This is a genomic window from Corynebacterium glyciniphilum AJ 3170, from assembly GCF_000626675.1.
Classification (GTDB): Bacteria; Actinomycetota; Actinomycetes; order Mycobacteriales; family Mycobacteriaceae; genus Corynebacterium; species Corynebacterium glyciniphilum.
In genome coordinates, this window is record NZ_CP006842.1 from 921,537 (window position 1) to 944,155 (window position 22,619).

General features: G+C 65.8%; 25 protein-coding genes. 17 read left to right on the plus strand and 8 right to left on the minus strand.

The annotated features are described in order from the left end of the window. The first annotated feature begins 7 nt into the window (after positions 1-7). From CGLY_RS04265 to yhjD, 3 genes are all read left to right on the plus strand, one after another. Complete coding sequence (locus tag CGLY_RS04265; RefSeq protein WP_038546553.1) at positions 8-904, plus strand: LysR family transcriptional regulator; 897 nt, start codon at positions 8-10, stop codon at positions 902-904. Positions 905-915: 11 nt separating this feature from the next. After that, positions 916-1,932 (plus strand): tryptophan--tRNA ligase, encoded by a 1,017-nt coding sequence (gene trpS, locus CGLY_RS04270; protein WP_038546556.1) that lies wholly within the window; start codon positions 916-918, stop codon positions 1,930-1,932. A 111-nt stretch (positions 1,933-2,043) separates the two neighbouring features. Next, positions 2,044-3,135 carry an inner membrane protein YhjD gene (gene yhjD, locus CGLY_RS04275; protein ID WP_038546559.1) on the plus strand — a complete coding sequence of 364 codons (1,092 nt, stop codon included), beginning with the start codon at positions 2,044-2,046 and terminating at the stop codon, positions 3,133-3,135. A 12-nt stretch (positions 3,136-3,147) separates the two neighbouring features. Here yhjD and CGLY_RS04280 read toward each other — a convergent pair whose 3' ends face one another. Continuing rightward, the gene (locus tag CGLY_RS04280; RefSeq protein ID WP_038546560.1) at positions 3,148-4,470 is read right to left on the minus strand and encodes a D-alanyl-D-alanine carboxypeptidase family protein; all 1,323 of its coding nucleotides are present in this window, start codon (positions 4,468-4,470) and stop codon (positions 3,148-3,150) included. Between the two features lie 72 nt (positions 4,471-4,542). On the opposite strand from CGLY_RS04280, the gene CGLY_RS04285 reads away from it, so the two are divergent. Next, positions 4,543-5,868 (plus strand): adenosine deaminase, encoded by a 1,326-nt coding sequence (locus CGLY_RS04285; RefSeq protein WP_038546563.1) that lies wholly within the window; start codon positions 4,543-4,545, stop codon positions 5,866-5,868. Between the two features lie 5 nt (positions 5,869-5,873). Here the strand turns inward: CGLY_RS04285 and CGLY_RS16650 are convergent, their stop codons facing one another. Further along, complete coding sequence (locus CGLY_RS16650; RefSeq protein WP_052539650.1) at positions 5,874-6,539, minus strand: LiaF domain-containing protein; 666 nt, start codon at positions 6,537-6,539, stop codon at positions 5,874-5,876. 31 nt (positions 6,540-6,570) lie between these two features. On the opposite strand from CGLY_RS16650, the gene CGLY_RS17945 reads away from it, so the two are divergent. The 11 genes from CGLY_RS17945 (at position 6,571) to CGLY_RS04345 (ending at position 15,640) form a co-directional block, all read left to right on the plus strand. Beyond that, positions 6,571-6,768, plus strand: coding sequence for a CbrC family protein (locus CGLY_RS17945; protein ID WP_158407370.1), 198 nt, complete (start codon positions 6,571-6,573; stop codon positions 6,766-6,768). Next, positions 6,765-6,944 (plus strand): CbrC family protein, encoded by a 180-nt coding sequence (locus tag CGLY_RS18075; protein ID WP_038546569.1) that lies wholly within the window; start codon positions 6,765-6,767, stop codon positions 6,942-6,944. The genes CGLY_RS17945 and CGLY_RS18075 overlap by 4 nt, the downstream gene beginning before the upstream one ends. A gap of 357 nt (positions 6,945-7,301) precedes the next feature. Then, entirely contained in the window at positions 7,302-8,303 is a 1,002-nt protein-coding gene (locus tag CGLY_RS17070) for a substrate-binding domain-containing protein (RefSeq protein WP_038551313.1), read from the plus strand. After that, complete coding sequence (locus tag CGLY_RS04310) at positions 8,300-9,292, plus strand: ABC transporter permease (protein ID WP_081803766.1); 993 nt, start codon at positions 8,300-8,302, stop codon at positions 9,290-9,292. Before CGLY_RS17070 ends, CGLY_RS04310 begins: the two co-directional genes overlap by 4 nt. Further along, positions 9,289-10,077, plus strand: coding sequence for an ATP-binding cassette domain-containing protein (locus tag CGLY_RS04315; protein WP_038546572.1), 789 nt, complete (start codon positions 9,289-9,291; stop codon positions 10,075-10,077). Before CGLY_RS04310 ends, CGLY_RS04315 begins: the two co-directional genes overlap by 4 nt. Before the next feature lie 13 nt (positions 10,078-10,090). Beyond that, on the plus strand, positions 10,091-10,798 hold the full coding sequence (locus tag CGLY_RS04320) for a hypothetical protein (RefSeq protein ID WP_038546574.1): 708 nt from the start codon (positions 10,091-10,093) through the stop codon (positions 10,796-10,798). 23 nt (positions 10,799-10,821) lie between these two features. Beyond that, positions 10,822-11,535, plus strand: coding sequence for a hypothetical protein (locus CGLY_RS04325; RefSeq protein WP_038546587.1), 714 nt, complete (start codon positions 10,822-10,824; stop codon positions 11,533-11,535). Continuing rightward, complete coding sequence (locus CGLY_RS16660; protein WP_052539654.1) at positions 11,532-13,070, plus strand: serine/threonine-protein kinase; 1,539 nt, start codon at positions 11,532-11,534, stop codon at positions 13,068-13,070. Before CGLY_RS04325 ends, CGLY_RS16660 begins: the two co-directional genes overlap by 4 nt. A 67-nt stretch (positions 13,071-13,137) precedes the next feature. Further along, a complete protein-coding gene (locus CGLY_RS04335) occupies positions 13,138-13,785 on the plus strand; it encodes a hypothetical protein (protein ID WP_038546589.1) in 648 nt (215 codons plus the stop codon). A 117-nt stretch (positions 13,786-13,902) separates the two neighbouring features. Beyond that, positions 13,903-14,904: a hypothetical protein gene (locus tag CGLY_RS04340; protein ID WP_038546592.1), complete on the plus strand. Its 1,002-nt coding sequence runs from the start codon at positions 13,903-13,905 to the stop codon at positions 14,902-14,904. Between the two features lies 1 nt (position 14,905). Further along, on the plus strand, positions 14,906-15,640 hold the full coding sequence (locus CGLY_RS04345) for a hypothetical protein (protein WP_038546595.1): 735 nt from the start codon (positions 14,906-14,908) through the stop codon (positions 15,638-15,640). A 327-nt stretch (positions 15,641-15,967) separates the two neighbouring features. Here the strand turns inward: CGLY_RS04345 and CGLY_RS04350 are convergent, their stop codons facing one another. Further along, positions 15,968-17,386 carry an HNH endonuclease signature motif containing protein gene (locus tag CGLY_RS04350; protein WP_038546597.1) on the minus strand — a complete coding sequence of 473 codons (1,419 nt, stop codon included), beginning with the start codon at positions 17,384-17,386 and terminating at the stop codon, positions 15,968-15,970. Positions 17,387-17,752: 366 nt separating this feature from the next. Between CGLY_RS04350 and CGLY_RS04355 the strand changes: the two genes are divergently transcribed. Beyond that, on the plus strand, positions 17,753-18,292 hold the full coding sequence (locus tag CGLY_RS04355) for a hypothetical protein (RefSeq protein ID WP_038546600.1): 540 nt from the start codon (positions 17,753-17,755) through the stop codon (positions 18,290-18,292). Between the two features lie 9 nt (positions 18,293-18,301). Here the strand turns inward: CGLY_RS04355 and CGLY_RS04360 are convergent, their stop codons facing one another. Genes CGLY_RS04360 through CGLY_RS04375 form a run of 4 tightly spaced genes read right to left on the minus strand, consistent with a single transcriptional unit; the run spans position 18,302 to position 21,143 of the window. Then, positions 18,302-19,585, minus strand: a complete 1,284-nt coding sequence (locus CGLY_RS04360) for a hypothetical protein (protein ID WP_038546604.1) — start codon at positions 19,583-19,585, stop codon at positions 18,302-18,304. 11 nt (positions 19,586-19,596) lie between these two features. Then, positions 19,597-19,776 (minus strand): hypothetical protein, encoded by a 180-nt coding sequence (locus tag CGLY_RS04365; protein WP_038546607.1) that lies wholly within the window; start codon positions 19,774-19,776, stop codon positions 19,597-19,599. Positions 19,777-19,788: 12 nt separating this feature from the next. Then, a complete protein-coding gene (locus tag CGLY_RS04370; protein ID WP_038546610.1) occupies positions 19,789-20,805 on the minus strand; it encodes a C40 family peptidase in 1,017 nt (338 codons plus the stop codon). Then, a complete protein-coding gene (locus tag CGLY_RS04375; protein WP_052539656.1) occupies positions 20,802-21,143 on the minus strand; it encodes a hypothetical protein in 342 nt (113 codons plus the stop codon). The genes CGLY_RS04370 and CGLY_RS04375 overlap by 4 nt, the downstream gene beginning before the upstream one ends. Positions 21,144-21,238: 95 nt before the next feature. Here CGLY_RS04375 and upp point away from each other — a divergent pair, with 95 nt between their 5' ends. Then, positions 21,239-21,889, plus strand: coding sequence for a uracil phosphoribosyltransferase (gene upp, locus CGLY_RS04380; RefSeq protein WP_038551322.1), 651 nt, complete (start codon positions 21,239-21,241; stop codon positions 21,887-21,889). On the opposite strand, the gene CGLY_RS16665 is transcribed toward upp, so the two are convergent. After that, a complete protein-coding gene (locus CGLY_RS16665; RefSeq protein ID WP_052539659.1) occupies positions 21,886-22,578 on the minus strand; it encodes a hypothetical protein in 693 nt (230 codons plus the stop codon). The two genes, upp and CGLY_RS16665, sit on opposite strands and share 4 nt — an antisense overlap. Positions 22,579-22,619 lie beyond the last annotated feature (41 nt).

Genomic DNA, 22,619 nt, shown 5'->3' on the forward strand with positions numbered 1-22,619 from the left:
TGAATGTATGTACCCTCATGTCCCGCAGATCGGCCAACTCGCCACACTCGTGGCCGTCGATGAGCGTCGCAGCATCGCCGCGGCGGCACGTGACCTGGGGCTGAGTCAGCAGACGGTGAGCGCGCGGGTGGCGGCTGCAGAGAAGACCCTCGGTGTCGCGGTTTTCCGGAGAGGAGTGGGGGGATCAGAGCCGACCGAGCGAGGGAGGGTCGTGTTGACGGCGGCCCGGGAGCTGCTCAGCGCTGCGGGAGAGTTCTCCCGCGCTGTCTCTGCGACGACGCAGCCGGATGCGGTCCGGTCGCTGCCCGTCGCCGTCTCCAATACGATCGCGGAACTGTATTTCCCCTCGTGGGCGGCGCGGTTCCACCGGGAGAACCCGACCGTCCGTCTGCAACTGCGTTCCCGCAACAGCACAGAGGTGTGTGACGCGGTGGCGGGCGGGGAGTGTGTGCTGGGGTTCGTCGAAGGGGCGGAGGTATCGCATGGCCTGGCCTCGGACGTGGTGGGGGTCGATGACTTGATTCTGGTGGTCCCGCCGACGCACTCCTGGGCAGGTTCGGAGGTGGACGCGGGACAGCTACGACGGACACCGCTGGTCACCCGGGAGCGAGGGTCCGGGAGCCGGGAGATCGTGGAGGCGGTCCTCGGCACGATCGCTGAACCCGCGGGCGAGTTTGGGTCGTTGTCGGCCCAGCGGGCGGCGGTGACCGGGATGGGGGAGCCGACAGTCATTGCGGCACGTGCCGTGGAGTCGCAGGTGTCGTCCGGCGAACTGGTCCGGGTGCCGGTGAAAGGGGTGACGTTCCGCCGTCTGTTACGTGCCGTCTACCCCCGGGGACGGCCGCTGGGGGTGAGTGACCCGGATGCCGAGGCACTGCTGCGGATCGCTAAAGTGCCCGGGTAACATGACTGCCCATGAGTGATGAAGCACAGATCAAGCGCGTCCTGTCCGGCATTCAGCCCACGGCGGACTCCTACCACCTCGGGAACTACCTGGGTGCAGTCAAGCAGTGGATTGACCTGCAGGACGGGTACGACGCTTTCTACTTCATCCCCAACCTGCACGCCATCACCGTGGACCAGGATCCGACGGAGCTGAAGGAGCGGACGCTGGCCGGCGTCGCGCAGCTGTTGGCGTTGGGCATCGACCCGGAGAAGTCCACGATCTTCGTTCAGTCCCAGGTCCCGCAGCATGCTGAGCTGGCGTGGGTGCTGACCTGCCTCACCGGCTTCGGTGAGGCGTCACGGATGACGCAGTTCAAGGACAAGTCCGCCAAGCGCGGTGCCGAACGGACCTCTGCGGGCCTGTTCATGTACCCGATGCTCATGGCGGCGGACATCCTGCTCTACCGTCCGCAGCTGGTGCCGGTGGGGGAGGACCAGCGCCAGCACCTGGAGCTGACCCGCAACTTGGCCGAACGCTTCAACGCCCGCTTCGGTGAGACGTTCGTGGTGCCCGACGGGTTCATCCCGCAGGGTGCGGCGAAAATCTACGACCTGCAGGATCCGACGTCGAAGATGAGCAAGTCCGGGGACAACCCGAAGGGGATCGTGAACCTGTTGGACGAGCCGAAGACGTCGGCGAAGCGCATCAAGTCGGCGGTGACGGACAACGACGGTGAGATCCGGTACGACCGGGAGGAGAAGCCGGGTGTGTCGAACCTGCTGGTGATCCAGTCTGCTCTGACCGGACGCAGCGTCGACGAGATCGTGGCCGACTACCAGGCGGCCGGGGCGCAGTACGGCGCGCTCAAGGTGGACACCGCCGACGCACTGCAGGCCTTCACCACCCCGCTGAAGGCCCGGTACGACGAGTACATGGCCGATCCGGCGGAGCTGAAGCGGATCCTGGACCGCGGTGCCGAGAAAGCGTCGGTCGTTGCGGAGTCTGTGGTCGCCGACGTGTACGAGAAGATGGGGCTGTTGCGGTAGGGAGGGAGAATCCCGCGGCGCATAGCCGAAATGAACTAGGGTAGGGCCCCACGGTCCCATCGTGCGCGGTGGGGCATTGACTATGAAGAGACACACAAGAGGAGTCCTCTGATGGCTCGCACGATCACCGCCTCCGACCGGGACAAGTTGGACGACCACGGCATCGAACGGTCCACGGACGACTCACCGGGGGCGATTGACCGGTACCGTGACAAATGGCCCTGGTTCGACCACGTGATGCGCATGAACGAGCGCTACACGGATCAGGGCGGCAACAACTTCGCTGCCGGCATCACCTACTTCTCCGTCCTCTCGATCTTCCCGCTGATCATGCTGTGCTTCGCCACCGTCGCCATGGTGGTCGCCGGAAACCAGGAACTGATCGATAAGATCACGGAGACCGTCACCGACTCCGCCGGCGGTGAACTCGGGGACACCCTCAACGACATCATCATGCAGGCGATCGACCAGCGCGGCAGCGTCTTCGGTATCGGTCTTGTGCTGGCGCTGTGGACCGGCCTGGGGTGGATGGGCAATCTCCGCATCGGGGTGTCCAACATGTGGAAGACCCCGGGACAGGCCGACAACTTCATCAAGGGAAAGATCAGCGACCTGATCGGTCTGATCGGCCTTCTGCTGGCTCTTGTCGTCGCGTTCGCCGTGACCGCCTTCGGTGGCGGTGGTTTCACCAGCAGTGTCCTCGAGACCATCGGGCTGGGCGACATTCCCGGTATCCGGATTCTCACCTGGTTGGTCGCCCTGGTCGTCGCCCTCATCGCAAACTGGATCGTCTTCTTCTGGTTGATGCTCTATCTGCCGCGCACCCGCGTGCCGCGTCCGGCGGCGGCACGGGCCGCCGTGATCGGTGCACTGGCCTTCGAGGTAATCAAGCAGATCGCCACCGTCGTCTTCTCCAACGCGTTGTCGAATCCGGCGGGTGCGGCCTTCGGTCCCGTCATCGGTGTGATGGTCGTGCTCTACCTCGTGTGGCGCGTCACGCTCTACCTCGCGGCATGGACCGCTACGACGCCGGAAGCGCTTGCATCCATGATTCCCGAGGCGCCGCCTGCCGCAGTGATCCGCGTGCGCCAGGAGGTGCGCCCCGGTGCCCGCAACATCAGCACCGCAGGGCTGGTTGGCCTCGGAACCGCTGTCGGTGCGACTGCGGTTGGTCTGCTCGGTAAGGCTTTCCGCCGGAAGTAGGCGACGCCCGGCCTACCGGCGACGGAAGCGCGCAGCCCCCGCCGCAAGGCCGAGGAGGAGCAGGACGGCGATACCCGCGCCGACGATGGCACGCATGTCGATGACGTCTGCGTCAGAGGCGTCCCCGTCGACGACGTCGGACGTCCGGGGCTGCGCTGCACCGTCGTCGCCGGCCTCCGCCGGAGCGTCGTCGGCCGGGGTATCGAGCGTGCCGATGCTCGCGCCAGCGGGGGCGTCGAATGCTGCGTCAAGAACAGCTCTGGCCTGTTCCGCGGGGCGCCCCGCGGCAATCGTGGAATTCAACAGCACCATGCCCAACTTCCGGCCGTCGCGTTCAGCGGCGACAGAGAATGTGTGCCGGGCGTTATCGGTGAAGCCGGTTTTGCCGCCGATGGTGCCGGGATAGTTGAACAGCATCTCGTTGTCACTGGAGAGCTCGAAACCCTCCATGTCCCCGTAGCCGGGGAAATCCGTCGTCTCCTCACCGAGAAGCTCCCGGACGTCCCCGCGCTGGAACGCCGCCCGGTAGATCAACGCCATGTCGTAGGCGGTCGTCTGCACGCCGGCGCTGTCGAGACCGTGCACAGTCATCACCCGGGTCGCCTGTGTGCCCAGGGAGTCCGCCAGGTCCTGCATACGCTTCACGGTCTCGTCCTGCCCGCCCATGGCCTCGGAGAGCGCGATGGCGGCGTCGTTACCGGAGCGCATGACGAGCCCGAGCAGCAGTTCGCGCGCTGTGTAACGTCCACCCGGCCCGACGCCGACCTGTGAACCGTCGATCGCGACGGCTTCGTCACTGACGGGGACGACCTGATCGAGGTCGAGTTCATCCAGTGCGGTCATCACCAGCAGTGCCTTGATGATGGAGGCCGGGCGGTAGAGCCCGTAGGGGTCCTTCGCCGCCAGGATGTCCCCTGAGTCGACGTCGTACACGAGATAGCTGCCGAGGCTGAGGCGATCGGGAACCTCCATGCCGGGCACGGAGACCGGGGCGCAGGTGTCGAGCGCTTCACCGGCCGGCCCCGGATGCTCCACGGTGAGGGGTGCAGGAGCGTCCTCACCGTCGGACGGCAGGGCGTCCTCGTCGAAAGCCGGTGGCAGGTCATCGGCGAAAGGGCAGTCGTCGGTGTCGAGGAACGGGTCGTCCGGCAATGGTGCCCCCGGGTCGACCGTTAGGGGGAGCCAGTCGTCCTTCTCGATGTTGTTGAGGCCGGTCTCCGCGACGGCTGGTGCGGTGAGGGGGCCGGTGAGGCTGATCGTCAACGTCGCCGCGAGGGCAGTGGCCAGTGTCGTGGCTCGGAGCGTCCGGCGCCGGGGGAGAGTGTGTGCAGTCATCAGTTGTCAGAGTCTATCGGTAGCAGGGTCCGCCACGGACAGGAACCGGGAGCAGCGGTATCGTGGGGCACCATGAGCGACAGCGAATTCAGTGAGACCGAAGCTACCTCCACCGTCGACCCGGACGTTGTCCGGCGTCTCCCCAAGGTGGAACTCCACGACCACCTGGACGGCGGTCTCCGACCGCAGACCATCATCGACATCGCAGCTGAGACCGGGTATGACGGCCTGCCGACGACCGACGCCGCGGAGCTGGAGAAGTGGTTCTTCGACGCCGCGAACTCCGGCGACCTGCCCACCTACCTCACCACCTTCGACCACACCACTGCCGTCATGCAGACACGGGACTCACTGGTGCGCGTGACCCGTGAGGCTGTCGAAGACCTCGCCGCTGACGGCGTGTGCTACGCCGAACTGCGCTTCGCTCCCGAGCAGCACCAGGCCAAGGGGCTGAGCCTGCAGGAGGTCGTTGATGCGACCGTGCAGGGCGTCAAGGAGGGGGAGCGCGTTGTCTCTGCACGCGGCGGACGGATCCACGTCCGGCTGCTGATGTGCGCGATGCGACATGCCGACCGCGCCGCGGAGATCGCCCAGTTGACCGTCGACAACCACGGTGAGCACACCCCGGGCGAGGGGTACGTCGTCGGTTTCGACATCGCCGGCGCGGAGGACGGCTTCCCCCCGTCGAATCATGTCGAGGCGTTCCGGATCCTGCGCGAGAACCTGGTTCCCGTCACCGTCCACGCCGGTGAGGCGGCCGGCGTGGAGTCCATCGCCGACGGACTCCGTCAGGGTGCGGTGCGCATCGGGCACGGTGTGCGCATCTACGAAGACCTCGACGCCACCATGAACGGCATTGAGCTCGGTGAGGTCGCCAAATTCATCCGGGACCGTCGTATCCCCTTGGAGATCTGCCCGACGTCCAACACCCAGACCGGGGTCTGCGACACCGTCGCCGACCACCCGTTCAACCTTCTCTACGAGCTGGGTTTCACCTGCACGGTGAACACGGACAACCGCCTGGTCTCCGGATGCACGATGACCGGCGAGATGCTGGCTCTGGCGGAGAACTTCGACCTGGAGTACTGGCAGTTCCTGGAGTTGACCACGAACGCCCTGGACAACGCTTTCTGCGATCAGCCGCTGCGCGAATCCCTGGAGCGCGAGGTCATCTACCCGGCCTACGCGGAACTGGGCGGAACCCTGAGCTCGGGTGAGGGGGATTCCGAAGGACTCGGCGAACTCCATGGGGACCACGGACATGTGCACGGTGCCGGTGTCGAGGAAGTGCAGTTGTCGATGGAGAACCTGCGGGCCGAGCTTGCGGAGCTGGGTTTGAGTCTTGATGACGAGGACGACGAGGACAGCGAAGATTCCGAGGAGACGGAAGAGAAGTAGTAGGTCTAGCCGGAGAGCCAGTCCCACCAGCTCTTCTTCAGGGGGACGCCCGGTTCGGCGACGGTGATCTTCACATCGCCGAACGTCGTGTGGCCGGTGAGGACGACGACAGGAGCGCCGGGGCTGAGGCGGGGCCCCTGGTCGGCTTTGACGTCGCCGAAGACGAGCGACATCCGGTTCTCTACCCGGATTCCGGGCGGGACGGTGATCTTCACGTCCCCGAAGATCGAGGCGATGTTCAGCGTGGTTGTCGGCGCGGACAGTGAGGCCTCACGGAGGTCGAGGTGTACGTCTCCGAACAGCAGGAAGAAGCTTTCCCGCGTGGCCAGCTGCATGTCCCCGCCGCGCTTGAGGTCGCCGAACCAGAGGTTCTGAGACGGCGAACTGACCTGGGGAACCGTCTGGGGACGTGAGAACTCCGGCACCGGAGTAGCTGCCTTGGCTGCGAGCTCCTCGACATCCCGGCGACCGTTGTTCCCCATGACAAGGGTCTCGAGGCGCTCGAACCGGGCCACGTCGGTGGTGGACCAGACCTCATCACTGAGTTCGGAGAATTCCGTGAGATCAATGCGTCCTTGTCCGACGGCAAGTGTCAAGGCGTCGCTGAGTCGGTGTCGGCGCTCGTCAGGGATGCGGTCGGGGTGGTGGGGGCCGTCGGGGATGAGGTCCATGGGGTTCAGGATAGCGGCTACCATCACGGTCATGAGTTCCTTCCCCCGGCTCACCTATTTCCCTGACCCATCCGAATCCTTCCGGGAGACCATCGAAAAGTGTTCCTGCTGTGGGCAGATGAGGGGCTGGGAGTACAAGCAGAACGTCTACTGCGTGGGTGAGAACCCGAAGCACCTCTGTCCCTGGTGCATCGCTGAAGGGAGCATGTCCGCGCCGCAGACGGCGTGATCACTGGCCTGTACCCGGACTTCCTGCCGGGGTGTATCGTTCCCGCCGATCTGCAGCCTGGGGTCGCGTACCGCACTCCGGCTTTCCTCACGTGGCAAGACCCGCAGTGGTTGGCGTGTTGCTCCGTGCCTGCGCAGTACCTTGGTCAGCCGACCGGTAGCGAGCTGAAGAAATGAGTGGGGGCTGAAAGTCTAGTAGATGTCGGGGAATGCCTGGTTGCTACGTCGAACTGGGATCCGCAGACTGTGCAGGAGCAGTTGGTGTCTGCAGGGCCACGAGAGGAAGAGGCCGTTTACCTGTTCTTCTGCAAGAACTGTGAGCGGTACACCGCTTACTCGGACACGGCGTGGGGCACTAGACGGCGGAGACGCTCCTAACTGAGGCGTGCACGTCGGTTTCACTGATCTCTGAACTGGTCGGCCTCCCCGCAGGTAGGACCACCTGAACCGATCAACTGTATCGGTAAAGTCGCAGGTCAGCCGGTTTGACTTAACCGCTTCAGACGCATTGACTTTCGGTTTGTGACTTTCAAGATGCGCTTCCGCACCGTCCTGACCGCCGCCGTGACGGCAGTCGGACTGACCACCGCCCTCGCGGCCGCCGGGTGCTCCGCCACCGGCGGTGCGCCCCGCGCTTCCGACGGGGACGGGGGCGGTGGCACCGTCGACACCCCGCGCTACGTGGTCTCCATGATCAGCCACGGTGCTCCCGGAGACACTTTCTGGGATCTGGTGCGTAAGGGAGCCGAGGATGCGGCCAAGAAGGACAACATCGAGCTGCGCTACAGCTCCGATCCGCAGGCGCCCAACCAGGCCAGCCTGGTCCAGTCTGCTGTCGATTCCGACGTCGACGGCATCGCTGTCACCATGCCGAACGCCAACGCTATCGGGCCAGCTGCCCAGCGCGCCGTCGACGCGGACATTCCCGTCGTCGGTCTGAACGCCGGCATGGAGGACTACGAGGACTACGGACTCACCGGATTCTTCGGCCAGGAGGAAGGCGTCGCCGGGGAGAAGGCCGGTGAGCGACTCCAGGAAGAGGGGGCGAAGAAAGCCCTCTGCGTGATCCACGAACAGGGCAACTCCTCACAGGAGGCGCGGTGCGCCGGCATCCGCAAGGGGCTGACCGGCGGCTCCGTGGAGATCCTCTACGTCAACGGCCAGGACCTCACCTCGGTGAAGTCCACCGTGCAGTCCAAACTCGCCCAGGACAGCTCCATCGACTGGGTCATGGGACTGGTCACCCCCGTTTCCCTCGTCGCGGCAGATGCCGCCGAGTCGACCGGTGCCGACGTGAACATCGGGACCTTCGACACCAATGCCGAACTGGTCCCGGCGATCCAGAACGGACGGATCAGCTTCGCCGTCGACCAGCAGCCCTACCTGCAGGGGTACATGGCTGTGGATGCACTGTGGCTCGCCAAACGCAACGGGACAACGGTCGGTGGCGGACGTCCCGTCTACACCGGACCGAGCTTCGTTGACGAGAGCAACATCGACACCATCGCCGACGCCGCGAAGGAGGGCCTGCGATGAGGTCCGCGGCACTCCTGCGACGCCCGGAGTTCGCCAGCCTCATCGGGGCGGTCGCGATCTTCATCCTGTTCATGATCGTCGCGCCCAGTTTTCGCTCGATGGACGCTGTCGCCACCGTTCTCTACACCTCGTCGACGCTCGGCATCGTGGCCTTGGCCGTCGGGCTGTTGATGATCGGCGACGAGTTCGACCTCTCCACCGGTGTCGCGGTGACCACGACAGCCCTGGCGGCGACGATGATCGCCTACAACTTCCACCTGCAGACCTGGGTCGGCTCGCTGCTGGCTCTGGCCATCGCCCTGGCCATCGGGTTCTTCAACGGTTGGATGGTCACCCGTACCGGCATCCCCAGCTTCCTGATTACTCTGGCGACCTTCCTCATGCTCCAGGGGCTCAATCTGGCGGTCACCAAACTCGTCAACGATCAGGTCGCCACCCCCGTCATCTCCGACATGCAGGGCTACGAGTTCTGCCGTCGACTCTTCGCCGGCTCGTTGACGGTCTTCGGCGTGACCATCCAGGTCACGGTCTTCTGGTGGATCCTCTTTGTTGCCGTCGCCAGCTGGGTGCTGTTCAAGACCCGCTTCGGCAACTGGATCTTCGCCGTCGGAGGAGACAAAGACGCCGCCCGTGCCGTCGGTGTGCCAGTGGACCGGGTGAAGATCATCCTGTTCATGACCGTCGCCGCATCCTGCTGGTTCGTCGGGCAGCACAACCTGTACCAGTTCGACTCCATCCAGGCCGGCCAGGGTGTGGGCAACGAGTTCCTCTACATCATCGCCGCGGTCGTCGGGGGTTGCGCGATGACCGGCGGCAAGGGCACGGCGGTGGGCACCGCCATTGGTGCGTTGATCTTCGGTATGACCAACCAGGGCATCGTCTACGCCGGTTGGAACCCCGACTGGTTCAAGTTCTTCCTCGGCGGTGTCCTGCTTCTCGCGGTCCTCGCCAACAACTCCTTCTCGAAGTACTCGGAGGCCCGACAGTGACTACTCGCGAGACCACTCCTGAGACCACCCCCGTGATCGAGCTCCGCGGCGTCGGCAAGAGCTACGGCAGCTTCCGCGCACTGGAGGACATCAGCCTGTCCGTGCAGGAGGGCCACGTTACCTGCGTCCTCGGCGACAACGGTGCCGGAAAATCGACTCTGATCAAGACGCTGGCGGGGCTGCATCCCCCGACGGACGGTGAGATCCTCGTCGACGGCGAACCCGTCACCTTCGCCAACCCCCGCGACGCCCTGAACCACGGCATCGCCACCGTCTACCAGGACCTCGCCGTGGTCGGGCAGATGCCCGTGTGGCGGAACTTCTTCCTTGGCCAGGAGATGACCGGGCGGTTCGGCATGCTCCGGGAGGCGGAGATGCGTGACATCACTGCCGATCGTCTGCAGTGCATGGGGGTGGACCTGAAGGACGTCTCGGTACCCATCGCCTCCCTGTCCGGTGGGCAACGCCAGGTGGTGGCCATCGCCCGCGCCGTCTACTTCGGCGCCCGGGTGCTGATCCTCGATGAACCCACCGCCGCTCTCGGGGTCAAGCAGTCCGGTATGGTGCTGCGGTTCATCGCCGCGGCCCGCGACGAGGGGATCGGGGTCATTCTGATCACCCATAACCCGCATCACGCCCACCTGGTGGGCGACCATTTCGTCCTGCTCAACCTCGGTCGCCGGGTGCTCGACGCAGCACGGGAGGACGTGACACTGGAGCAACTGACCCTGGAGATGGCCGGGGGCGGGGAACTCGATTCTCTGGCGCACGAGCTCGAACGCTAGGAAGATGTCGGGTATGACGTTCCCCCGCCTGTTCCCCGGCCAGGTCCTCATCGACGACCAGATCGGCCACCGTGTTGCGCTCAGTCCCGGCCAGTCACTCACCCTCGGGCGCGCGGCGGATTTCCCCCTGGGGTTGGACGACGAATTCATGCACCGGCAGTTCCTGCAGGTCTGGGACTCTGACGGCACCTGGATGATCACGAACCGGGGTGGCCGACTGAGCGCCAACATTCAGCCGCGTGCGGAGAACTCGTTCAGCCAGAGTCGGTTGGGGCCTGGTGCCAGCCTGCCGTTGCCCTTGGGGGAGTCCGCGGTGGTGTTCGCTACCTCAGTGACGACCTACGAACTCGACTTCACTGTCGCTGCGACGCTACGTCCACCGACGGGGAGCTGCGCCGTCGAGCGCATTGACGGTGCGCCAATGACCGTCGGAGAACTCATCCTCAATGATGAGCAGGTCGATCTGCTGCGTGCACTGGCTGCACCCCTGGTCCGCCGCCCGGGGACCGACCTGTCCGAGGTGCCGACCGTCCGGGACCTCGAACAGACACTGGGCTGGTCACAGAAGAAAGTGAACACCAAGATCGACTACCTCTCCAAAGCTCTCGAGGGGAGCGGGGTGACGGGTTTTTCGGCGCGTAACGGCAATGCCCCCACCCGACGACTTGCCCTTGCCCGGTATGCTCAGGAAAACTACTGGTCCCTGAGAAAACAGCCATAGGGGACGTAGACGGAGGACACGACATGGGGAACAACGACTGGGGATCGCCGGGGCCCACAGGCCCGGCCGGGAACCCGTGGCGGCAGGACGACCCGGCCCCCTCGAAGGCCGGCGGTCTCGCCACCGGGATCATCGTGGCCGCGGTCGCCGTCGTGGTGCTCGTCATCGGACTGGTCGCCGCCGGTGTCTGGATGTGGAGCAGTCAGGGGGACGGGGACGAGTCTGCCTCCCCGGCGTTCACCGCCGTGCCCGACGACACCACCTCCGCCGCCGCGGGGGCTGAATCAGAGACTGAGACGCCGTCTTCCGTGCAGTCCTCGACGCCGCCGCGGTCGCCCTCACCGTCACGTTCGCCGTCCGCGTCTCCGTCTGAACCGTCCGCGACGTCCGGAACACCGTCCAACCTGACCAGCCAGGGATGGCGCGGGGTCAGCGCGGCAACCTGCAACGCGTCCGACCGGTGGGTCTTCGCCGGCACCAACGGTGAGGACCACGCGGTGGTTTGCCGCGTCGGGGAGCGAGGTGACCTGTACTACCGCGGGTACTACAACAACCGCGCCGCCGAGTATGACATCGACATGCAGCGCGCCGGGTCGGGACGCTGGGTCACCCGGTCCCTCGACAGCAACGGGTCACGCGTGGAGATCAGCGGCTCCGGGGTCCGTGTCGTCGACGGTGACGGCGATTCCGTCTCGTCGCGCGACTTCACCTGGAGCTCTGAGGACGCCGACAGGTGAGTGACAGCGGTAACTGGTCCGGTGACCCGGACGTCGCCCAGCTGGCGGCTGAGCTGGAGGCCCGGCGTAACCTCACCGATCTCACACTGATCGGTCAGGGTGGGATGGGGCATGTCTACCGTGCCTACGACCAGGGGCTGCGACGGTGGGTGGCGGTGAAGGCCGTCCGTCCGGACGTGGTCGGGAGCGGCGGTGAAGGATACCGGCGCTTCCTCGCGGAGATGCGGACCCTGGCCACCATCCGGCACACCTCGGTCGTCAACATCCACTACGCCGACGCCCTGTCGTCCACCGGGACCGCAGCCTACTTCGTCATGGACTACGTCGACGGTGGCGACCTTGAGGACGCCCTCGCCGAGCGGAGGCGAACCGGGCAGCGGTTCACTGTCGGAGAAGTAGACCGTATCCTCAGGCCTGTCGCCGAAGCGCTGGACCATATCCACCACCGGAATCCTCCGGTGGTCCACCGGGACCTGAAGCCGGCGAATATCCTGTTGCCGCGTGACCCGCACAGCGCGGTGGGCACCACGGCCGTTCTCACGGACTTCGGCATCAGCATCGCCGGGGACGACACCCGTGTGACGTCCACGGGGCTGGTCATCGGCACCGAGAAGTACATGGCGCCGGAGATCTTCACCGTCGCAAGCACCTACGGCGCCCACCTCGTCGACTACAGTCCCGGCACCGACCGGTACGCCCTCGCCCTGATCGCCCTGGAGATGCTGACCCTCACCGCATTCCGCGACACGATGTCGACGGCAGCGTGGCGGGGTGAGCGCACACTGCCGAGGCTTACCGCAGACGTCCTGGCGGAGCCGGACGGGCCGGTCGCACCACAGGTTGCGCGCGTTCTCCGTCGGGCGCTGGACAATGACCCGTCCCGACGGTTCCCGACTGCCGTCGCGTTCCTCGACGCCGTGCGGGATGCCGGACGGGGACAGGTGGGGCAGACCCGCGAGGTTCCGGTGGCCTGGGCCGGAGCGCCAGCGTCTCCGTCACATCCGGCGCATGCGGCGCCGCCAGCGCCGTCCAGTGCGAGGCGGTGGAAGACGCCCGTCGTGCTGCTCGCCGTCGTGGCGGTGGTGGGAGCACTGGGTGTCCTGGGGTTCGCGGGATACCGGCAGTTCATGACTCCCGGGTGGGAACCCTCCGACGCCCGGATCGTCAGCGCTTTTCCTGATCTGCTGCCGAAGCGGCAGGGGCAGGAGGGATGGCGCGATATGACCTGCGACGGTGCTGAACCCCGTGGTGAGGAAGAAGCGCGGGTGACCTGTCATGGTGGCAGTCTGACTATGGCCGTCGTCGACTTCGGCAGTGAAGAGACACGGTCAGCGTACGTCCCCACCAGTGGCGCCGAACAGTTCGAGGCGGACGGCTGCCGGATCCGGGTTGCTGCGCCTACGGAGACGGGTGGCGCGATGAGCGTCTTTCCGGAAACCGGTGACCGTACGCGCTACGCGATGCTGCTGACCGGCGCGACGGTCGACTCGGCGTCCTCTGCCACCGACGTCGTGGGGAATATTCCCGTCTGCTGACCCGTGGGAGAGCGCAGTGTGCCACGATGAGTGCCGCAACATTCGATGAACGGGAAGTGAGACAGGCATGAGCGACCACGGGTGGGGTCGACCGGCCGGACCGTCGGACATCACACCAGGCACGGTGGAGACCGCGGGGACGGCGCCGGGGTGGGGCGACCAGGACGCCTGGTCAGTACCGCAGTCACCACAGCAACCGGAACCACCGCGGACGCGTCGCCGGACCGGGCGCAAACGGGGTTCGAAGTCCACCGTCGTCGCTGTCGTCGCGGTCGCGGTGGTCGTTGTACTGGCCTTGGTCGTCGGCGTGGTGGCGTATCTCTTCGTCCTGCGACCTGCATGGGGAGGAGGCGAGGGGGAGCTGGCTGCCCGGTATCCGGAGGTCGTCTCGGACCGGGAGAACGGGGACGGGTGGCGCGGACTGTCCTGTGAGGGGCGCGACCCCGGGAACGGTCAGGAGGCACGCATCGTCTGCGCTGACGGCTCCCTGTCACTCGTCGTGGCCGAGTTCGTTGATGAAGAAACCCGCGAGACACAGGTACCGTCGGAGGGGCGTGAGACTCTCAGCAACGGTGACTGCACCGTGCAGACGGTGGACGTCCCCGGTAACGAGAACCCCACCTACGCGATGATCCCGGTGGACGGCGGAGCAGATGCGCTGCTGCTGTCGGGTCAGGGCGCCGCGGACCTCATCACTTCCGTGCCGGTGTGCTGAGTTGCAGGTGTTCCCGCGCCCGCCTGATGTATTAAGGTGCCCCCTGAACGCTCCTCAATGCTTCAGCGAGGCTCCAGAGAGACGGCTCCCGAGAAACAAGGACGAACAAGGACTCCCATGGCGAACTACGATCTGTACACCGAACTCCAGCTCGACAAGGACATGCCGCCGTACGAGATAGCCGAGGTCCTCGGGGCCCGGGCCTCCGACCTGCGGAACCAGGGGTACGGCAGTGACTCCCCGGAGCTCGATCAGGTGGACACCGCCCGCGCGATTCTGGGTGACCCCTACAAGCGCGACATCTACGAGGCGGCGCTGTACGGCCCTGAAGATGACGTGGTGAACATCCGGTGGTTGCACGACCTCGCGGACTCCCAGTCACCCAGCTTCCCGGCCGGGACGGCCGCCGCGCCGACCGGATACCCGTCCTACGATGCATATGAGTCCCAGCCCACCAGCGATGACCAGGAGGCGGGCGGCCTGAGCGGAATCGGCGGACCGTCCGCTGAAGCCGCTCGTGAGCACCACGTCGACGACGCGTCCGGTTCCTCATCCGACCTGGAGGCCACTCGGGTGACAGCCGCTGTACCGGAACCCGACTCTGATTACGGGACCTCTGGGGCGCACGGGGCGTACGGGCGGGAATCGGCCGAGGTGAGCGGATCCGACGAACCCGCCACGGATGCTGAGGCGGGTACTGACCTCTCCGCCGGTGACGGCCCCACCTTCCAGGCTCCGACGCAGAATGCCTGGCAGCAGCCTGCCCCGTCTGCCCCGTCCAGCGGGTTCGGCGGCGGCCAGCACGCGGCACAGCCCGGCCAGTTCGCGCAGCCGCAGCAGCGTCCCGGTTCCCAGCTGGACATGAGCAACTGGGGGGTCGGCGACCGTAGGCGGAGCGAGTCGAAGATCTACCTGGCCATCCTCGCGATCATTGCCGTGGGCATGATCTACCCGCTCATTGTCCTGTTGACCGCTGGCCCGGACGACCTGGACGCCGGCCTGTCGGTGATGAAGGCGACGCTGTTCACCCTCGCCCACGTCGCGGCCTGGGTCAGCATCAACGAGATCATCTGGGGCGTCCGCAAGATCGTGGCGCCGAATCGACCGACGGAGAAATAGCTTGACGGAAACGCACAGTCAGGAACCTGGAACTCCCGGTAACCCGGAGGCGCCCGCCGCGCCTGCCACCGGCGGGGCCGGCGGCATGACGAAACTGCAGTACCTTCATGCCCTGGTGACCCATCCGTTGATTGCCGCAGTAGTCACGGCGCTGCTTGCCCTGGTGGCGGTCGTCGGGCTGTCGCTTCCGTGGGCCAGGACCGTGGTCAGCGCGGGTCAGGCGGGAGCTGAGGACGCCGACATGATCCTCACGATGTCGGGCTTCGGCATGGTGAAGAGCACATTCGAGGCCATTGGTCTGCAGGAAACGTGGATTGAGGCGACATTCCTCTCGGTTGCTGTCGTCCTACTGTTCCTGGTCCTGGCGAGCGCGGTACTGGTCGCATTCACCCCACTGCGGCGGGTCGCAGCTGTGATTGTGGCAGGTACGGGTGCAGGCTTCACGGCGTACGCAATCTACGGCTTGGTGACTGGGCTGGGACTCGACGAGAAGCTCTTCACTGACGACACGTCCGGGTTGGGGGACCAGGAGGCGGCGATCCTTCAGTCCCTCCTTGACTCACTCACGACCTCTACCGGTCCGGGGGAGTACGTTGTGTTGGTCGCTGGGATTCTTCTCCTCATGCTCGGTGGTTACGTCGCTGTCCGGTCCGGCTATCCGTGGCTGCCGTCGTCGGGCGACCGTGCTGAAGGGGTCGTTGGCGGAGCGAACGTCGTCGGCGACGTGCGACCGTGACGGATGGGCGTCCCTCCGGGAGGGGCGGGACGCCGTGGTCCTGGCTGTGGTTGCGGCAGTGATCACTCAGTCGGACGTGGATGGTGCCATTGCCGCGCCCCCGGTGCGGTCCTGCCGGAACCGGGGTACTGCCCCTCGTTGAGAGCGAATGTGGACGGCACCACAGTTCGCCCGGTGGTTGTGGATTACGACGACAGGGCGGCGTTGTGTGGCGCCGTGGCGTCGACACAGGGCAGTAATCCTTGCTTGTTGAACGATGACACCTCCTATTCCAGTCCGTGTTGAGCCCCTCTGGCCGACCCCGCTGCTGACGCCTGATCCGGGGGGTCACGGCGGGTCCTCTGCTTCCCTGAACCGCCGACGTCGGACGTCGCCGGGATGACGTCGGGTTGTGGGGTGGTCGTTGTGGACGGGGCGACGTTTCGGGTCCACGCTGACCGGGGGAATCCAGTGGACGCGCCGTCCGCTACCCGAAGGAGCTGGAGTAGTCCACCACCGGTCCGGATGCTGGCGGGTGTCGTCCACGCGAGCGTGCATGCCTGGGGACACGAGCGTCAGATTGTCCAGATCAGTGGCGCCACCGGCGCTCCACCCGTCGATGTGGTGCACATGGCAGTGTGCAGGCGCGGAGTCGGTGCCCGGTGCTGAACTGATGCCTTCTTCGCCGACGAGGGCGAGGTACTGGCTGAGGTTGCCGAGGCGCCGGGTGCGTCCGAATCTCAGAGTCCGCCCTTCAACATCGAGAACCTGCAGATATGTTTCCAGGTCGTGCCGATCGTCGAGCAGCGTTGTGGCGGGGACGTGAATGCCGACATCGGTCAGCGCGGTGCCAGTCGGGTTGTTGAACTGTTCGACGGACATGACGGCGACGATGGTAGTTGCACCGCGGCCCGGGGTGAGTGCGCGACCACGCCCGTACCCGGCGTGGACGACCGCGGCGAGTGCATCGTGTCGACGTTGTTCGGGCGTACGGTCATCGGCCGCGAGATCAGTGTCCTCGATCAAGTCGCCGGTCTTGGCATAGTCAGCCATCACGCGTTGCAGTGACGCGGCGAGCTCAGGGGTGAGGGTGCCCCGGACGGGAGTCATGCCGTCGCAGCGCTGTCTCCCGAGGGTCAGGGAACGCATCCGGTCATGGTCTTTCTCCGTGTACGGTTCCTCTGCTCCGACGAGGTCGAGCAAGAACGAGCGCAGGGAGTCGAGCACATCGGGCCCCTGCTTCCTGGCAAGGTCGGCGATCGGACGGTCTGCGATGCGGGTGATCTCCGCCTGGACGTTCTGGGGCAGCGCGCGGATCTGTTTGTCCGCCTTCTCCACGCCGGCGGCATCGAGGTGCCCTTCGGCGACGAGAGCCGCCAGCTCAGGCATGTGGTCCTCGTGCGGAGCAGTAGGGTCAGCTCCCCAGGGGTCCGGTCGCTCGGCCACGCGCGACCATGACGCCAGACGACTGCGGGCATCACGCGTGGTCGTCGTGAATATCCTGCTCACCGCCCGCGCCTGCCGCTGGGTGCCAGCCGGAAGCTCCGATTGATGACTCGACAGGAATGCGGCGTCAGCGACGGTCAGTTTCTTACGGGAGCGTTCCATGCACGCCGCCGCCTGCAGCCTGTCGGCGTCGGAGAGCCGGGACCAGGTGTCCGGACCATGTGCGATGATGTCTTCCACTGCAGCGTCCAGGGCAGAAAGTGCTTCCAACAGGTCGGTCGTGGAACCGACCGGCGGTACCGGAGGTTGCTGTTGTGGCATACGGTGTCCCCCCCCTGAAACTCGAACATGAGTTCCTGCTGTCCCGACCAACATGCTTCATCTTCTGCTGAATGACATTATCATTCGAATGTTTGTTCGTCAACATATTTTCTGTACGGTCAGTACATGGCACCCGATGACGAGGTCCTTGCTGAACAGGAACTATCGTGCATCTTGACGAGACGAGGACGAGAAACGCGAACTGTGCCGGACGGCACCGGAGAGTGACGGAGAATGGACAGAGACACCTGGGGCCGTGGAGGCGGACAACAGTCCCCGTCCGAATATCAGCCACCGAACCCGTACCACCGACCACACGAGTCGGTCCCGTCATCAGGTACTGCTGAGCCGCGGAGCGGACTGGTCGTGTCCGTCGTCATCGCGGTCCTTGCCGTACTCATCGCCGTGGGGACGGCAGGCCTGTGGCTCCTCAACCGGGACACAGAGGCCCCGAGAGCAGAGGCTCCCGGCGCTTCCTCGGCGGAGACGCTCGACGACTATCTGGTCGATGGACAGGACGGTCCCGCCGCTGAGGACGTCGCTCCCGACGATGGACTGCCGCCGGGCCTCGGTTACACCGGGTACTTCGACAATGAGAATGCGGTATGCGACGGCTTCGACACCTGGGTCTACGCCGGCGAGGGTGGGGGAGCGGCAGTGGTCGTGTGCGTCTCGGACGTTGACGACACGCTGTACATGCGGGGAGACTTCACCACCGGCGTCGCACGGGGAGACGTCGCGATGGACGACGAAGTGGACGTCGTCGACGGGATCTACACCGTCGGAGTAGACGGTGGAATCGTCGAATTCTTCGGAACCGAGCTGTGGTTCACCGACGGCGACGGAGCGGATCCTCTCGCCCAGTTCGACGACTTCTGGTACGACGACACCGTCTGGGGCCCCTGAAGCCGGTCCTCAGAACTTGGTGAAACGGTTCGTCAGGTTCTCTTCGAGTTGCGTCCAGCCGTTCGCCTCTTCGTCGAAGGGAGCGGTCGGCGTTGCCGCAGACGGTGAACCGAGCATGTACGCGATGTAGTCCTGGAGACGGGGGTATGCTAGCAGGACCTTGTTCACTCCGTCGTCCTGTGCCCAGTCTGCGGCATCGGCGAGCAGCTCGTAGGCTCGTCCCAGCTGGTCGGTGTCCACAGCGTCGACGCCGTCGGCGATGTCGCTGCGCAGTCCCGTAAAACCGTAGACGTTCGACGGATGTACCTCGACCTCGAGTTCCCCGGCATTGGCCAGTGTCACCAGGTCTCCCCAGGTCTCCATGCCGGCGAGGTCATGGTCTTTCGCATCGATCATCCACCGCACCAGCGAGCGGGAAGACGGGAACGTATTGATCTCGCCGCGGTGGCCCAGGAAGACCGGAGACCGGTTCCCGACATAGCACCGCAGGGTGTATACGGTGGTGCCGTCCACGGTGATACGGATCGGATCGATCCCTGCGCTGCCCCACGGCGTCGCGTCGTACGGGTCTGCAGCGTGCTCCGTGTCCTCATCGTCGGTATCGGGGCCGTTTCCGTCTGTATCGTCGGCGTTGGTGCCTGTGGAGGTTGCGGTTGCCCCGGCGGCATCATCCTGCGCCGATGCCGCGTCGTCGATCCGCTTCTGTGCTGCAGCGACGAGACTGGCTGCATTGTCGCCGAGGTCCGGCGTGACCAGCGCCTCGTCGACGGCATCGAGGAGTTCCACCCAGTTGTCCCGCACCGTGAAACCCACACTCGACCATTCGGCGAGACCGTTCTCTCCGGCGTAGTGGTCCTGGCCACGGCTCACGTTGGACAGGACGGAGTAGGACCGGAACCACCGGTTGATCCGGTCGATGCCGCAGACCGTCCCGAGCGAACGCAGCACCTGGAAGGCATTGGAGACTGTCCGGGTGTTCTCGAAGGACGGGCGCCCCGCGAGGTTGTTGGGCAGCTCGACGAAGCTGATGCTGCCTCCCCGGCGGGGCGTCACCTTGGTCTCGGCACCGTCCATGAATGCCGGCCAGTCGGGATGTTCGGCGAGATCATGGGCCGAGGAGGCGGTGATCCCGGCGAGCAACGCCGCCGGTGACTCGAACGCGAAGACCCCGGAGTCGTCACCGAGGAAAGCCTGCCACTGCTCGCCACGGGACACCCAGCCTGGGGCCCACAGGGTGTAGTACGTGCCGGCGGTTGTCTCGAGCTCGAGCGTCACGATTCCGTTGTCTGCCATGACGACAGATTTTAGCTGGAAGGACGACCGCGGTCGATGACCGGACCACCGTGTACACCCGCAGTGGAGAAGAGGTCGGCTTTCAGTACCGCCGGGACCGTAGGTGGGGGCTCTCCGAGAAACTGCTGGACGTTGTATTCCGGCACCCGGGGTGTCGTGGTGATGCGGGCCAGGCCGCGGTTCGTGGGCATCAGTGTCTCCTCTCAGGCAGTGGGGCGGTAGAAACCGAGAAACCCCATGCCGATGTTCTCTGTTCTCACCGGATTGATCTGGACGGGATCACCGGCCTCGATCATCTGGCCGTCGCCGGTGACCATCGCGACGTGGCCGTCCCACACCACCAGGTCACCGGGTGCAAGTTGGTCGGCACTGACCTGAGCTCCGACGGCCTGTTGGTCGGCGGTGCGGGGAAGATCGACCCCTGCCTGGCCGTACGCCCACTGCGTCAACCCACTGCAGTCCACGCCTGTCGACGGTGAGGTGCCACCCCACACATACGGTGTTCCCAGCGCGGACGTCGCCGCCTCCACCGCAGCCGCCGCCTGTGGGGTCGGAGCACCTGGAACGGCGACGTCGCCGACCGGTTCCACCGTCCCGGTCGCTGGGGGTGCTGTCTGCGAAGGCCCTGGACCCGACAGCCCCGACAGCCCCGACAGTCCCGACGGCCCCGCCGGCCCTGCCGGTGTCGGGGGTGGCGTGGGTGCTGCAGGTGCGTCCGGCAGCCCTGCTTCTGCCGCAGCCACCCGGCTGATGAGAGTCTCGAGCTCCGTCCCCAGTGCAGTAAGACGTGCCTGCGCCCGTGCCAGGTGTGTGCAGGCGATCTGCAACGCCGCCGCCGGGGTGGCCGGTGACAGTGGGGCGGTGACGACCGTGCCGATGATCTGCTGCAGACACTGTTCCGCGATCTCCAGGATGTCGACAGTGGCACGGTCGACCGCGGCGGCCCCGTCGTGAGCCACGGCGTCCACCTCGGCGGAAACCTCGAGGAGCTCGACCGTGTCGACACCGGCCGCCGTCAGACGCTGGACAACTGCCGTGCCCGCTGCACCGCGCAGGACGGCGTCCACATCGGACGGGATGTGCCGGGTCAGGTCGGCGACGAGGTCAGCTGGAGGGCCCGTTCCGGCATCTGTCAGAGGTGAGAGTGGGTGCAGTCCGGGTACAGCAGTACTGGGCGCGAGCCGACGGATGGGCTCGACCAGGGCGAGAAGGTCGGTCATGCAAGCCGCCCGGTGCGCAACGTCCTGAAGGAAGTGGCGGCCTCGTCCTCTGCCTCGTCCAGGCCGTCGGCGACGGAGGTGAGTGAGGTGACGCCTGCACGGTAGAAGCTGACGAAGTCCGCGAGGAGACCGACCTGCCGTTCACGTGCCTGTTGCAGGACCGCCGCCAGGCGCGCCGCCTGGGGGACACCGGCGAGCAGGACCGTCGGCTGACTGGGCCCCGTCGAGGACAGTCTGTCGGCGAGAGTGCCGATACGGGTCGCCACGGTGCTGAGGACGTCGGTGTCGGCGGCGAGCACCGCCGCGGAGCCGTTCGGGGACGCATTTACGATTGCCATGGTGAGAGAGACTCACCCGGGCGCCCGGAGGTTCCCCGCATCCATGGGTTATTTTGGACGGTATGACAGACTCACAGCGGTCACAGCGAACCAGTATGGAAGTTATCGAGGTCGACCACCCACTCGCCGCCGCGCGGCTGACGATCATGCGGGACGCCCGCACCGACAACGTCGCTTTCCGTGGCGCGCTGGCCGACCTCGGGGCGATGCTGGTCTATGAGGCGGCGCGGGATCTGGAGACCGAGGAGTTCGCTGTGGAGACCCCGGTTGCGACGGCGACGGGACGGCGGCTGGCGGACCCGCCGATCATCGTTCCGATCATCCGCGCGGGCCTGGGGATGATCGACCCCGCCCTGTCGATGATCCCTGACGCCCAGGTGGGCTTCCTGGGAATGGCGCGTGACGAGGAAACCCACGAGCCTGTGCCGTACCTCGAGGCGCTGCCGGACGATCTGTCGGGCCGCACCGTCTTCCTCGTTGACCCGATGCTGGCCACCGGGGGGTCACTGCTGCACGGTCTACGACTCGTTGCGGAGCGTGGTGCGACGGAGATCGTCGTGGTCTGCATGGTGTCCGCGGTACCGGGCGTCGAGGCGGTACGCAACTCCGGGTATCCGGTGAAGCGACTGGTCACAGCCACGATTGACCCGGAACTCGACGAGAACGCCTACATCGTCCCGGGTCTGGGCGATGCCGGCGACCGCCTTTACGGGCCACGCAACATCGACCTCACCGACCCCCGCTAGCTGCGGTAGTTGTTCGGATTGCGCAGGGTGATGTCCGCCGTCCCCTCGGCGGTCTTCCCGTCCTCGGGCTCCACGGTCACCCGGACCGTGAGGGGGATTTCGCTGCCCTGGGAGGGCAGGGGGCTCCGGTCCAACCACTCGTAGTCCTTCGACGAGGACCCTTCCGGAGACGAGTGGGAGCAGTCGGTGGTGCGGTACTGCGCGATTTCAGTGTCGCCAGCGAGATAGCTGACCACCGTCGAGCAGTCCCTTGCATCGGAGCCGGGTTTCCAGCTCACCGCGGGGAGGGCGGTGGCCGATTCCTGGGAGGTGTAGTCAGAGGTCATTTCATAGGTCGTCTGACCGGTCTTGATAATGTTCTGCCAGCCGGAGTCAGGTGCGGTCACGGAAACCTCGACTTCTCCACTGCTGCGGTTTCGTCCGTCTTCTGCAGAATCCGTCAACGAGGGCTCCTCTGACGCACCAGAGGTCTCGGAGGCGGCAGAGGTTTCCGCGGGTCCGGAGGATGACGTTGCCGACGAGGACTCCGAAGACTCCGAAGACTCCGAAGACCCCGAGGGATCTGACGACTGTGTGGTGAAGGCCGGGTCGTTGTCGGTGTCCTCCCCGGACTCGTCGCTACAGGCGGTGAGTGCCAGGGTGGTGGTCGCGGCAACGGCAATGGCGGTGATTCGCAGAGCTGAACGCATGGGTGGGGTACCTCTCGGGGTGACGTCAGTGAATCTTCAGC

Bases quoted from the DNA above. Each gene is read 5' to 3' on its own strand.
- CGLY_RS04265 (WP_038546553.1), top strand. From the start codon at position 8: ATGTACCCTCATGTCCCGCAGATCGGCCAACTCGCCACACTCGTGGCC.
- trpS (WP_038546556.1), top strand. From the start codon at position 916: ATGAGTGATGAAGCACAGATCAAGCGCGTCCTGTCCGGCATTCAGCCC.
- yhjD (WP_038546559.1), top strand. From the start codon at position 2,044: ATGGCTCGCACGATCACCGCCTCCGACCGGGACAAGTTGGACGACCAC.
- CGLY_RS04280 (WP_038546560.1), bottom strand. From the start codon at position 4,470: ATGACTGCACACACTCTCCCCCGGCGCCGGACGCTCCGAGCCACGACA.
- CGLY_RS04285 (WP_038546563.1), top strand. From the start codon at position 4,543: ATGAGCGACAGCGAATTCAGTGAGACCGAAGCTACCTCCACCGTCGAC.
- CGLY_RS16650 (WP_052539650.1), bottom strand. From the start codon at position 6,539: ATGGACCTCATCCCCGACGGCCCCCACCACCCCGACCGCATCCCTGAC.
- CGLY_RS17945 (WP_158407370.1), top strand. From the start codon at position 6,571: ATGAGTTCCTTCCCCCGGCTCACCTATTTCCCTGACCCATCCGAATCC.
- CGLY_RS17070 (WP_038551313.1), top strand. From the start codon at position 7,302: ATGCGCTTCCGCACCGTCCTGACCGCCGCCGTGACGGCAGTCGGACTG.
- CGLY_RS04310 (WP_081803766.1), top strand. From the start codon at position 8,300: ATGAGGTCCGCGGCACTCCTGCGACGCCCGGAGTTCGCCAGCCTCATC.
- CGLY_RS04320 (WP_038546574.1), top strand. From the start codon at position 10,091: ATGACGTTCCCCCGCCTGTTCCCCGGCCAGGTCCTCATCGACGACCAG.
- CGLY_RS04325 (WP_038546587.1), top strand. From the start codon at position 10,822: ATGGGGAACAACGACTGGGGATCGCCGGGGCCCACAGGCCCGGCCGGG.
- CGLY_RS04335 (WP_038546589.1), top strand. From the start codon at position 13,138: ATGAGCGACCACGGGTGGGGTCGACCGGCCGGACCGTCGGACATCACA.
- CGLY_RS04340 (WP_038546592.1), top strand. From the start codon at position 13,903: ATGGCGAACTACGATCTGTACACCGAACTCCAGCTCGACAAGGACATG.
- CGLY_RS04350 (WP_038546597.1), bottom strand. From the start codon at position 17,386: ATGCCACAACAGCAACCTCCGGTACCGCCGGTCGGTTCCACGACCGAC.
- CGLY_RS04360 (WP_038546604.1), bottom strand. From the start codon at position 19,585: ATGGCAGACAACGGAATCGTGACGCTCGAGCTCGAGACAACCGCCGGC.
- CGLY_RS04365 (WP_038546607.1), bottom strand. From the start codon at position 19,776: ATGCCCACGAACCGCGGCCTGGCCCGCATCACCACGACACCCCGGGTG.
- CGLY_RS04370 (WP_038546610.1), bottom strand. From the start codon at position 20,805: ATGACCGACCTTCTCGCCCTGGTCGAGCCCATCCGTCGGCTCGCGCCC.
- CGLY_RS04375 (WP_052539656.1), bottom strand. From the start codon at position 21,143: ATGGCAATCGTAAATGCGTCCCCGAACGGCTCCGCGGCGGTGCTCGCC.
- upp (WP_038551322.1), top strand. From the start codon at position 21,239: ATGGAAGTTATCGAGGTCGACCACCCACTCGCCGCCGCGCGGCTGACG.
- CGLY_RS16665 (WP_052539659.1), bottom strand. From the start codon at position 22,578: ATGCGTTCAGCTCTGCGAATCACCGCCATTGCCGTTGCCGCGACCACC.